Source organism: Streptomyces sp. NPDC018263, assembly GCF_055562575.1.
This window is the reverse complement of record NZ_JBVHFA010000001.1, coordinates 220798-232898: the sequence shown is the minus strand read 5'-3', so window position 1 is coordinate 232898 and position 12101 is coordinate 220798. Positions and strand designations below refer to the sequence as shown.

Annotated in this window: 6 protein-coding genes; all 6 read right to left on the bottom strand. The window is 73.7% G+C overall.

Annotation, left to right across the window (positions count from 1 at the left end; translation table 11 throughout):
- Positions 1-177: 177 nt before the first annotated feature.
- Positions 178-2217, bottom strand: coding sequence for a M4 family metallopeptidase (locus ACZ3HQ_RS01070; RefSeq protein WP_467506904.1), 2040 nt, complete (start codon positions 2215-2217; stop codon positions 178-180).
- A 302-nt stretch (positions 2218-2519) separates the two neighbouring features.
- The gene (locus tag ACZ3HQ_RS01065) at positions 2520-4283 is read right to left on the bottom strand and encodes an ABC transporter ATP-binding protein (RefSeq protein WP_467506902.1); all 1764 of its coding nucleotides are present in this window, start codon (positions 4281-4283) and stop codon (positions 2520-2522) included.
- On the bottom strand, positions 4280-5992 hold the full coding sequence (locus ACZ3HQ_RS01060; RefSeq protein ID WP_467506900.1) for an ABC transporter transmembrane domain-containing protein: 1713 nt from the start codon (positions 5990-5992) through the stop codon (positions 4280-4282). Before ACZ3HQ_RS01060 ends, ACZ3HQ_RS01065 begins: the two co-directional genes overlap by 4 nt.
- A 22-nt stretch (positions 5993-6014) precedes the next feature.
- On the bottom strand, positions 6015-7880 hold the full coding sequence (locus tag ACZ3HQ_RS01055; protein WP_467506899.1) for an ABC transporter ATP-binding protein: 1866 nt from the start codon (positions 7878-7880) through the stop codon (positions 6015-6017).
- Positions 7877-9679 carry an ABC transporter ATP-binding protein gene (locus ACZ3HQ_RS01050; protein ID WP_467506897.1) on the bottom strand — a complete coding sequence of 601 codons (1803 nt, stop codon included), beginning with the start codon at positions 9677-9679 and terminating at the stop codon, positions 7877-7879. Before ACZ3HQ_RS01050 ends, ACZ3HQ_RS01055 begins: the two co-directional genes overlap by 4 nt.
- A gap of 64 nt (positions 9680-9743) precedes the next feature.
- Positions 9744-11981: a glycogen debranching protein GlgX gene (glgX, locus tag ACZ3HQ_RS01045; RefSeq protein WP_467506895.1), complete on the bottom strand. Its 2238-nt coding sequence runs from the start codon at positions 11979-11981 to the stop codon at positions 9744-9746.
- Positions 11982-12101: the final 120 nt, after the last annotated feature.

Genomic DNA, 12101 nt, shown 5'->3' with positions numbered 1-12101 from the left:
GGCGGGTGGGGAGAGCGTGGCACCAGGGACGCGTACATGTCATGACCCTGTGGTGATGTTGGCCGAAACCTTGCGTCTTGATGTTGTTGCAGGCGTGTGAACGGGCGCCGTCCGGAGGGCTGTTCACCCTCCGGACGGCATCCGTTCACCGGCCGCGAGGGGCGGCGGAGGGGTGGTCTACGGGAAGGTGACCTTCCAGGAGTTGAGCGTGCCCCTGTCCTGTGCCGCCTGGTCCTGCACCTTCAATTTCCAAGTGCCGTCGGCGGATTCGCCCGACGCGTTCACGGTGTACGTCTCGTCCACGTCGTCCCCGGAGTCCGAGGAGCTGAAGTTCTTCAGCCGGTACGAGGTGCCCGACGGCCCGACCAGATCGATCACCAGATCACCCCGCCAGGTGTGGGTGATGTTGACGGCCACGCGCAAGTTGCTTGGCGCGTTTCCGCTCCTGCCGGAGACCGTGATGTCCGAGGTGATCGCCGGACCGTTGTCCGGGATGGCCACCGGCGTGGTGGATTCGTACGAGGTGCCCGTGTCGCCGCCGGGCCGGGTGCCGACCCCGACGCCCGCCCAGGCGTTCTGCACGGCCGCGTACTCGGCGCTGGTGGTGCCGTACAGCTCCCCGGCGGCGGCCAGGGTGCCGGTGCGCGCGCCCGAGTAGTTGGTGGTGGAGGTCCACTTGGTGGTGAGCGCCCGGTACCAGATCTGGAGGGCCTTGTCCCGGCCGATGCCGGTGACCGGGAGGCCGTCGGCGGTGGGGGAGTCGTAGGAGACTCCGCCGATCACCTTCGCGCCGCTGCCCTCGCTCAGCAGATAGAAGAAGTGGTTCGCCGGGCCGGACGAGTAGTGCACGTCGATGCCGCCGATACCGGAGTACCAACTGTCCTTGGACGCGCCGTCCTTGCTCGGCTTGTCCTGGTACCGCAGCGGCGTGCCGTCGCCGTTGATGTCGATCTTCTCGCCGATGAGGTAGTCACCGGGGTCGGAGGCGTTGTTGGCGTAGAACTCCACGCCGGTGCCGAAGATGTCGGACGTGGCCTCGTTCAGGCCGCCGGACTCGCCCGAGTAGTTCAGGCCCGCGGTGTTGGAGGTGACACCGTGGCTCATCTCGTGGCCCGCCACGTCCAGCGAGGTCAGCGGGTCGGCGTTGCCCGAGCCGTCGCCGTAGGTCATGCAGAAGCAGGAGTCGCTCCAGAAGGCGTTCACATACGCATTGCCGTAGTGGACGCGGGAGTAGGCGCCCACCCCGTTGTTCTTGATGCCGCTGCGGCCGAACGTGTTCTTGTAGAAGTCCCAGGTGACCGCCGCCCCGTAGTCCGCGTCCGCGCCCGCCGTCGCCGGGTCCGAGACGGTGCCGTTGCCCCAGGTGTCGGACCCTTGCGAGAACAGGGTGCCGGTGCCGGAGGTGCCCCGGTTGAGGTTGTACGTCTTGTGCCCGCCCCGGTCCCCGTCCGTCAGGTTGTACGTCGAGCCCGACTGAGTCGTGGTGAGGGGCACTTGGCCGCTGTACTGGGTGTTGCCGACGCCGGTGCGGATGCCCTGGTACTCGTAGAGCTTCTTGCCGGTGGCCGCGTCGGTGACGACGTGCAGCTCGTTCGGGGTGCCGTCGTCCTGGAGGCCGCCGACGACCGTCTCGTACGCGAGGACCGGCTTGCCGGTGGCGGCCCAGATCACCGTGCGCACGCTGTCGGCGGCCGACTCGGTGCCGCCGAGCGTCTTCGCCCGCGCCACCGCCTGCCGCTCCGCCGTCGCCTTCGGCACGGCCGGGGTGAGGCCGGCGACGTTCAGGGCGGCACCGGACGCCTTGACCACGCGCTTGGCCGCGCCCGAGGGCGCGGTGTCCACGATCAGGTCGCCGCCGAGCACGGGGAGGCCCGCGTAGGTGCGCTCGTAGCGGGTGTGCAGGGTGCCGTCGCCGTCCTTGACGACATCGCGGGCGACGAGCTTCTCCCGGGCGCCGAGCCCGAGCGAGCGGGCCGTGGCGGCCCGGCCGGCGTCGGCGTCCCGGATCAGCGCGGCGCGCTGGGCGGCGGTGAGGTGTACGGAGGTGTGGGCGGGGTTCGCCTTGCCCGGCCGGGGTCCCGCCGGGGCCGCGGTCGCCGCGCCGGACTGGACGGCGGCGGCGATGAGCGCGGCGACACCGGCCAGGGCGACGGTGGCGGTGCGGCGGCGCGCGGTGGCGCGTCTGCGGGAGGGGTTGCTGGAGGGGCTGCTGCTCAACACTGACTCCTTCTGCGTGGCCGCCGGTCGCGCGGCCGAGGGAGACCGGACGGTGGGTTGGGGCGTCCGGGGCAGAACAGGGAAGTGCGAGGTGCGCGGTGCGTGCTCCGGGTCCGGGCGCGGGTGGCGCGGGACGCGTGAGCGCTGTGCGGTCGCTGTGAGTCGGTCGTGGGAAGAGTGACAGGGGAGCGGGGGGCCTGTCAGGAGCGCGTCGGGAAGTTGGCCGGAAGGTGTGCCTCCCGTACCAACTCCCCTTTGTTGCAAGCGTGTTGAGCAGTGTTGAACCGGTGTGTCGACGGCCCTCAGGCCGTGCCGTCGCCGTCCCCGTGCCAGGTGCGCCACAGCGCCGCGTAGGCGCCGTCCTCCGCCACCAGTTCCTCGTGCGTGCCCAGCTCGGTGACGAGGCCGTCCTCCATCACCGCGACCCGGTCCGCGTCGTGCGCGGTGTGCAGCCGGTGCGCGATGGCGATCACCGTGCGGCCCGCGAGCACCGCCGCGAGCCCCCGCTCGGTGTGCCGGGCGGTGGCCGGGTCGAGCAGGGCGGTCGCCTCGTCCAGGATCAGCGTGTGCGGGTCGGCCAGCACCACGCGGGCCAGCGCGAGCTGCTGCGCCTGGGAACCGTCGGTCACCCGGCCGCCCTGGCCGAGCCCGGTGTCCAGTCCCCCGGGCAGCTCCCGCACCCAGCCGTCGGCGCCCACGGCCGCCAGCGCCCGCCACAACTCCTCGTCCGTGGCGCCGGGTTCGGCGATCAGCAGGTTGTCCCGGACCGAACTGAGGAACACATGGTGCTCCTGGGTCACCAGCACCACCTGGCGGCGCAGCCGCGCGGGCTCCAGCTCCGCGACCGGGACCCCGCCCACCGTGACCGAGCCGGACGCGGGCGCGTCGATGCCGGCCAGCAGCCTGCTCAGCGTGGTCTTGCCCGCGCCGGACGCGCCCACCACCGCCAGCCGCTCACCGGGCCGAACCGTCAGGTCCACCCCCCGCAGCACCTCACCGCCCCGCTCGTACGCGTACCGCACCCCGCGCACCTCGATCCGGTCGTCCACCGGGGTCCGCGCGGTGTCCGTGGGGGCGGCCGGCGCTTGGGCGATGCCCTCCACGCGGGCGAACGAGGCTCCGCTGGACTGGAGTTGCTCCAGCCGCATCAGCACCATGTCCAGCGGGTCGGTGAACTGCCGCATGTACAGCGCCCCGGCCACCACCGCGCCCAGCCCGATCAGCCCGCGCCCGTGCAGCCAGCCCCCGACCAGCAGCACCCCGGCCACCGGGACGGTGTACGAGATCTCGACCGAGGGGAAGAACACGGTCCGCAGGCCCAGCGTGCGGTAGCGGGAGCGGCGGGACTTCTCCAGCGCCTCCCGGCTCGCCGCCGTACGCGCCCGCTGAAGCCGGAACGCCTCCACCGTGCGGGCGCCCGCCGCCGTGGCCGCCACGATCTCCGCCACCGCCGAGGTGGCCGCGCCCTCGGCCAGATAGGCGTCCCGCGCCCGCCGCAGATACCAGCGCACCGCCAGCCACACCGGGGTCAGCCCGAGCAGCCCGAACAGGCCGAGCCACGGGCTGAGCGCGAACACCGCGCCGAGCACGAACAGTGCCTGCACCGCGTACACCAGCAGCTCCGGGCCGATGTCCCGCAGGGTGGTGCCGACCGTGGCCACGTCCGCCGTGCCGCGCGCGGTCAGGTCGCCGGTGCCGGCCCGCTCGACCACCGAGGCGGGCAGCCCCAGCAGCCGTTCCACGAAGGTCTCGCGCACCCGCGCCAGCGTCCGCTCCCCGAACCGGTGCGCCACGTACCGCGCCCAGCGGGCCAGCACCAACTGGGCCAGCGCGCACAGCAGAATCCACAGCGCGAGCCGGTCCACCGCGCCGACGCCGCGCCCGGCGCGCACGTCGTCCACGATCCGGCCGACCAGCCAGGGGCCGACGATGCCCGCGCCGGCCGCCAGCGCGTTCAGGGCCAGCGCGGCCGAAAAGGCCCGCCCGTCGGCGCGGACCAGCCGGGCGGCCGCCCGCCGTACCGTGCCCCGGTCCGCGACCGGCAGCGCTCCCGTGTCCGTCGTCACCGCACGGCCTCCCCGTCGCTCAAGTCCCGTGCCACCAGCGCCCGGTAGCCCTTCTCGCGGTCCAGTAGCAGCCGGTGCGGGCCGCTCGCGGCCACCTTGCCGTCCACCAGGAACAGCACGGTGTCCGCCACGTCCAGCAGCAGCGGCGAGGTCGAGGTCACCACCGTCGTACGGCCCTCCCGCGCCTCGCGCAGCCGGTGCGCGACCGCCGACTCGGTGTGCGCGTCCAGCGCCGAGGTCGGCTCCACGGCGAGCAGCACCTCGGGATCGGCCAGCAGCGCCCGCGCCAGCCGGACCCGCTGCCGCTGGCCCCCGGAGAGGCTGCGGCCCTGCCCCGACACCACGGTGTCCAGCCCCTCGGGCAGCCCCCGTACGACGTCCTCGGCGACCGCCGCCCGCACCGCCCGGCGCACCGCGGCCTCGTCCGCCGGGCGCCCGGCGGACACCGTCTCCAGCAGGGGCCCGGCGAACAGGTCGGCCTCGTTGTCCGCGACCAGCACCCGCGCCCGCACCTCGGCCAGCGGCACCGCGTCCAGGCGTACGCCGCCCCACAGCGCCTCGGTCGGCCCGTACCGGCCCAGGCGGTCCACCACGGCGGCGGCGTCGGCGGAGCGGGCCGCGACCAGCGCGGTCAGCCGGCCCGGCGCCACCCGGACGCCCGAGGCGGGGTCGTGCAGCTCGGCCGGTCCCTCGGGGGCGGCCTGCGTGCCGTCGTCCGGCTCGGGCGCCAGGCGGAGCAGGGCGACCACGCGGCGGGCGGCCACCACGGCGCGGTTCAGGTCGTAGTTCATCTCGACGAAGAAGGCGACCGGGCCGATCAGCACCGCCGCGTACCCGTACACCGACACCAGCTCGCCCACCGTGATCGCGCCCTCGGCGGCCAGCCGGGCCGCCAGCCAGGTCACCGCGGCCAGGAACAGCGTCGGCAGGCCGAGACCGAGCGCCTGCACCCAGCTCGTCACCGCGCCCACCCGGTAGCCCTGCTCCCGCAGCCGCCCGGAGTCCCTGGCGAAGGCGTCCGCGAACAGCGACTTGCCGCCGAGCCCGCCCAGCACGCGCAAGCCCCCCGCGAGGTCGCCGATGCGGGCCGTGAGGATGCCCTGGCGCTCGCGGTACTCGGTCTCGGTGCCCTGGAGGCGGCGGGTCAGCGGGCCGGTGAGCAGCGCGATGACCGGCACGCCCAGCAGCACCACGGCGGCCACCGAGCCGGAGATGGTGAGGAGCTGGGCGGCCACCGCCGAGTACACGACGACCGAGCCGACGCCCGGCCCCATCACGGTCAGCGCCTGCGCGAGGGTCTGCACATCGCCCACCCCGACGGTGACGACCTCACCGGCCCCCACCCGGCGCGGCAGCGCGGCACCCAGCCGGGCCGCGTGCTCCACCACCAGCTTCACCGTGCGGAAGTTGGCGTCCATCCGCACCCGCGTCATGGTGCGGTGCCGCATGATGCTCAGCCACGCGCACGCCACCCCGGCCGCGAACATCGCGCCGGTCCAGGCCGCCAGCACCCCGAGCCTGCCCGGCACCAGCCCGTCGTCCACCGCCCGCGACAGCAGATACGGCTGGGCCGCCATCAGCACCAGCCACGCCGAGCCGAACACCGCGCCGGCCAGCGAGCGTCCCGGCTGGCGCAGCGCCAGCCACCACAGATAGCGCCAGCCGCCGCGCGTATCAGGTATGCCGGGATCTCCGTACGCGTCGATCATCCTGCCCCCGTTCCACCGGCCGTCACTGAGCCAGACTGTCCCGCCACGCCTTGTGCAGCTCGGAGAACCTACCGGAACCGGCGATCAGTTGGGCCGGGCGGCCGTCCTCGACGATCCGGCCGTGCTCCATCACCAGCACCCGGTCGGCGATCTCCACCGTGGACAGCCGGTGCGCGATCACCACCGCCGTACGGCCGCGCAGCACGGTCGCCATCGCCCGCTGCACCGCCCGCTCACCGGGCACGTCCAGCGAGCTGGTCGCCTCGTCCAGGATCAGCACCGCCGGGTCCGCGAGCAACGCCCGCGCGAACGCCACCAGTTGGCGCTGGCCTGCGGAGATGCGGCCGCCGCGCTTGCGTACGTCGGTGTCGTAGCCGTCGGGCAGGGCGCTGATGAACTCGTGCGCGCCGATGGCCTTCGCCGCGTGCTCGATCTCCTCCCGGGTGGCCTCCGGGCGGCCGATGGCGATGTTGTCCGCGACCGTGCCGGAGAACAGGAACGCCTCCTGGGTCACCATCACCACCCCGCGCCGCAGTTCGGGCAGCGCCAGCTCGCGCAGGTCCACCCCGTCGAGCAGGACGGCGCCCTCGGTCGGGTCGTAGAAGCGGGCCAGCAGCTTGGCCAGCGTCGACTTGCCCGCGCCCGTGGAGCCGACCACGGCGACCGTCTGCCCGGCCGGCAGCGTCAGGTCGAAGCGGGGCAGCACCTCGCCGCCGGTACGGTAGGCGAACCGCACCCCGTCGAAGACCACCTCGCGGCCGGGGAAGTCGCTGTTCAGCGGCGGGAGTTGGCGGGACTCGGCGGGCTCCGGCACGGACGGGACCTGGGCCAGCAGACCGGCGATCTTCTCCAGCGAGGCGGCCGCCGACTGGTAGGAGTTGAGGAACATCCCCAGCCGGTCGATCGGGTCGTACAGCCGCCGCAGATACAGCACCGCCGCCGCCAGCACACCGAGCGCCAGGGTGTCCGAGGCGACCCGGTAGGCGCCCCACAGCACGATCCCGGCGACGGCCGTGTTGGCGACCAGCCGGGAGCCGACGACGTACTGCGCCATCTCCAGCAGCGAGTCGCCGTTGCTGCGCTCGTGCTGCCCGTTGAGCGTGGCGAACTCGGCGTCGTTGGCGGCCTCCCGGCGGAACGCGCGCACCGGGCGGATGCCGTTCATCGTCTCCACGAACTTCACGATCAGCCTCGCGACGGCCGAGGAGCGCGCCGCGAACACCTTCTGCGCGCGCCGCTGATAGCGCCGCACCAGCAGGTACAGCGGCACGAACGAGGCGACCGCGACCGCGCCGAGGCCCAGGTCGAGCCAGAGCAGCAGGGCGGAGATGTAGACGAAGGACAGCACCACCGTGACCAGCTCCTGGAGCCCCTCGTCGAGGAGTTCGCGCAGCGCCTCCACGTCCGTGGTGGAGCGGGAGATCAGCCGGCCGGAGGTGTAGCGCTCGTGGAAGTCCACGCTGAGCGCCTGCGCGTGCCGGAAGATCCGGCCGCGCAGGTCCAGCAGCACGTCCTGGTTGACCCGGGCGGACGCCAGGATGAACGCGTACTGGAGCCCGCCGGAGGCCAGCGCGCACAGCGCGTACCCCGCCGCCACCGCGAGCAGCGGCCCGTGGTCGTGCCGGCGCACGGCGGGTACGGCGATGTCGATGGCGTACGCCACCAGCAGCGGGCCGGTCTGCGCCGCCGCCTGCTGGAGCAGCAGCAGGAGCACGGTGAACGCGACGCGGACCCGGCGCGGGGCGAGCAGCGAGCGCAGCAGGGCGGCGGTGGCACCGGGCGGGACGGGCAGGACGTCGCGGTCGAAGGGGTCGCCGGAGTCCGGTGGGAAATCCGGTGCGGGCAGGTCGTCGTCCGTGGTGGGGGCGGCGGACGTCGTGGTGGTCATCGGGAGTCCTCGGCTTCCTCGGGAGCCTCGCGCGGGCCGCCGGACATCAGATGGGCGTACTCGGCGTTGGTGCGCAGCAGTTCGTGATGGGTGCCGACAGCGGTGATCCGGCCGCCGGACAGCAGGGCGACCCGGTCGGCCAGCAGCACCGTGGAGGGGCGGTGGGCCACGATCAGCGCGGTGGTGTCGGCCAGCACCTGGCGCAGCGCGGCCTCCACGGCCGCCTCGGTGTGCACGTCGAGCGCGGACAGCGGGTCGTCCAGCACCAGGAACTCCGGCCGCCCGGCCACCGCGCGGGCCAGCGCGAGCCGCTGACGCTGGCCGCCGGAGAGGCTCAGGCCCTGCTCGCCGACCCGGGTGTCCGGGCCCTCGGGCAGCGCGTGCGCGAAGTCGGCGTGCGCCACGGCGAGCGCCCGGTCCAGCTCCTCCCGGCCGGCGCCCTCACCGGCGCCCATGAGGACGTTCTCCGCCACGCTCGTGGAGAACAGGGTCGGCTCCTCGAAGGCGACGGCGACCCGGGCGCGCAGTTCCTCGCGGGGGAGCGCGGTGATGTCGACGCCGTTGAGCGTGATGCGGCCCGACGTGGCGTCGTGCAGGCGGGGGACCAGCGAGGTCAGGGTGGTCTTGCCGCTGCCCGTCGCGCCGACCAGCGCCATCGACTCGCCCGGGCGGATGTGCAGGTCGACCCCGTCCAGCACCGGGCGGGCGTCGGGGGCCGCGTCGGCGTGGCGGAAACCCACGCCCTCGAAGCGCAGGCCGGGCTCGCCGGGATCGGGGGCGGTGGCGGCACGCCTCTCCGCGTCGCCCTCGGGACGCTCGTCCAGCACCTCGAAGTACCGTTCCGTGGCCGTCGCCGCCTCCTGGCACATCGCCAGCAGGAAGCCGATGGACTCCACCGGCCACCGCAGCGCCAGCGCCGTGCTCAGGAACGCGACCAGCGTGCCCGCCGACAGCGAGCCGTCCGCCACCCGCAGCACGCCCAGCACCAGCGCGGCCCCGATCGCCACCTCGGGCAGCGTCACGATGGCCGCCCAGATGACGGCCAGAATCCGTGCCTTGCGGATCTCGGTGTCCCGCAGCGTCAGCGCCGTACGCCGGAACGCGCGGGCCTGGCTGCGATGGCGGCCGAAGCCCTTGACGACCCGGATGCCGAGCACGCTCTCCTCGACCAGCGTGGTCAGATCACCGACCTGGTCCTGCGCCTGCCGGGCCGCGTGCGCGTACCGCTGCTCCACGACCACGCAGATCCACAGCAGCGGCACGGCGGGACCGAGCACGACCAGGCCGAGCACCCAGTCCTGGGCCAGCATGATCCCGACACCCACGACGATCGTCACGCCGTTGACCAGCAGGAAGGTCAGCGGGAAGGCGAGGAACATCCGCACCAGCATCAGATCGCCGGTGCCCCGCGACAGCAACTGGCCCGAGGGCCAGCGGTCGTGGAAGGCCACCGGGAGCCGCTGGAGCCGCCGGTAGAGGTCGGCGCGCATGCCCGCCTCCACCCGCGCCAGCGGACGGGCCACCAGCCAGCGCCTGATGCCGAACAGCAGCGCCTCGGCCACCCCGATCAGCAGCAGGTACAGGGCGCCCAGCCAGACCCCGGCGGGGTCGCGCGCGGCCACCGGGCCGTCCACCATCCACTTCAGGACGAGCGGGATCACCAGACCGAGACAGGAGGCGACGACCGCGATGACGGCGGCCGCGAACCAGCGTGCGCGCACCGGGCGTACGTAGGGCCACAGCCGCAGCAGGGTGCGGGCGGCGGAGCGGCGCCGGGCGGGGGGAGAGTTGGTGGACACCGGGGTCAGCGTACGGACCGGCCCCCGTCCGGCCCACCGAGTTTTCCGGCCCCTGCGCACCCCCTCAGACGACCCGCAGCAGCAGCACCGTCCGGGCCGGCACCGTGATGTCGGTGTCCGCGTCGAGGACCGTGCCCGGCGCCCGGAGCTGGTCCTCGCCCGAGGTGTCCACCACCACCTCGTAGCCGGTCGCCCAGGGTGCGCCCGGAAGGGTGAAGACGGTCGGCTCGTGCCCGGCGTGCAGTACGGCGAGGAAGCTGTCGTCGACCACCGCCGCGCCCCGCTCGTCCCGCCCCGGAATGTCCCGGCCGGACAGATACATGCCAAGCGTGGCGGCGGGCGCGTACCAGTCGCCCTCGGTCATCTCCGTGCCCCGCGCGGTGAACCAGGCCAGGTCCCTGAGGCCGTCCGCCGAGTGCGCGCGGCCGGAGAAGAAGGCGCGGCGGCGCAGCACCGGGTGCGCGTGGCGCAGGGCGATCAGCCGGCAGGTCAGGTCGAACAGGGGGCGCCAGTCCGGGTCGTCCAGCAGCGACCAGTCCAGCCAGCTCAGCTCGCCGTCCTGGCAGTAGGCGTTGTTGTTGCCGGCCTGGGTGCGGCCCAGCTCGTCGCCCGCGACCAGCATCGGCACCCCGGTGGACAGCAGCAGCGTGGTCAGCAGGTTCCGCAACTGCCGTCTGCGCAGGGCCCGTACGTCCTCGTCGTCGGTCTCGCCCTCGGCGCCGCAGTTCCAGGAGCGGTTGTCGTCGGTGCCGTCCCGGTTGTCCTCGCCGTTCGCCTCGTTGTGCTTGCCGTGGTACGAGACCAGGTCGCGCAGGGTGAACCCGTCGTGCGCGGTGACGAAGTTGACCGAGGCGTACGGGCGGCGGCCGCCCCAGGCGTACAGGTCGCTGGAGCCGGACAGCCGGTAGCCCATCTCGCGCACGTCCGGCAGCGCGTGCCGCCAGAAGTCGCGCACCGTGTCGCGGTAGCGGTCGTTCCACTCCGTCCACAGCGGCGGAAAGGCGCCCACCTGGTAGCCGCCCGAGCCGATGTCCCACGGCTCGGCGATCAGCTTCACCCGGCGCAGCACCGGGTCCTGGGCGATGACGGCCAGAAAGGGCGACAGCATGTCGACGTCGTGCATCGAGCGGGCCAGCGCCGCGGCCAGGTCGAAACGGAAGCCGTCCACGCCCATCTCGGTCACCCAGTAGCGCAGCGAGTCCGTGATCAGCCGGAGCACCTGGGGCTGCACCACGTGCAGGGTGTTGCCGCAGCCGGTGTAGTCGGTGTACCGGCGGGCGTCGGGCTGGAGGCGGTAGTAGCCCCGGTTGTCGATGCCCTTCAGGGAGAGTGTGGGGCCGAGTTCGCCCGCCTCGGCGGTGTGGTTGTAGACCACGTCGAGGATCACCTCGATCCCGGCCGCGTGCAGCGCGCGCACCATCCGCTTGAACTCGCCGACCTGCTCACCCGTGGTGCCGGAGGCCGCGTAGGCGGCGTGCGGGGCGAAGTAGCCGATGGAGTTGTAGCCCCAGTAGTTCTTCAGGCCCCGGCGCAGCAGATGGTCCTCGTGCGCGAACTGATGGACGGGGAGCAGCTCCACCGCCGTCACGCCCAGCCTCACCAGGTGCTCGATCGCCGCCGGGTGCGCGAGACCGGCGTAGGTGCCGCGCAGTTCCTCCGGGATGCCCGGGTGGCGCTTGGTGAAGCCCTTGACGTGCAGCTCGTAGAGGACCGAGTCCGCCCACGGGGTCTTGGGGCGGCGGTCGTCGGACCAGTCGTCGTCGTCATGGACCACCACACCCTTGGGCACGAAGGGCGCCGAGTCCCGCTCGTCCCGCACGGTGTCCGCGTAAGCCTGCTCCGGCCAGTCCCGCACATGCCCGTACACCTCCGGCGGCAACGCGAACTCCCCGTCCACCGCGCGGGCGTACGGGTCCAGCAGCAGCTTCGCCGGGTTCCAGCGGGCGCCGGTCCACGGGTCCCAGCGGCCCTCCACCCGGTAGCCGTAGCGGCGGCCGGGCAGCACACCGGGGACGAAGCCGTGCCAGATCTCGTGCGTCAGCTCGGTCAGCCGGACCTGGGTCTCCCGGCCCCGCTCGTCGAACAGGCACAGCCGCACCGCCTCAGCGCCGCCCGCCCACAGCGCGAAGTTGGTCCCCGCCACCCCGTCCGGGCCGGTACGGAACCGGGCCCCCAGCGGGGTCGGCGTCCCCGGCCACGCGGGCGGCGCGGCGCGCCGGGCACCGCGCACCGGGGGAGTGGCGGTCCCGCTCTGGGCGGCCGGTTCCCCGGCCCGTGCCCGCTGCTCGGCTGCGCTCGTCACCAGTCGGCCCCTCTTTCAGTGGCTCGGCCTTCCGGGGCACGACCGCCCGCGCCGAACGGCCGACCGCACCCGCGGGCCTGCCAAGGCCCCGGGCACGCTCGGCCGGCCGGTACGGCAGCG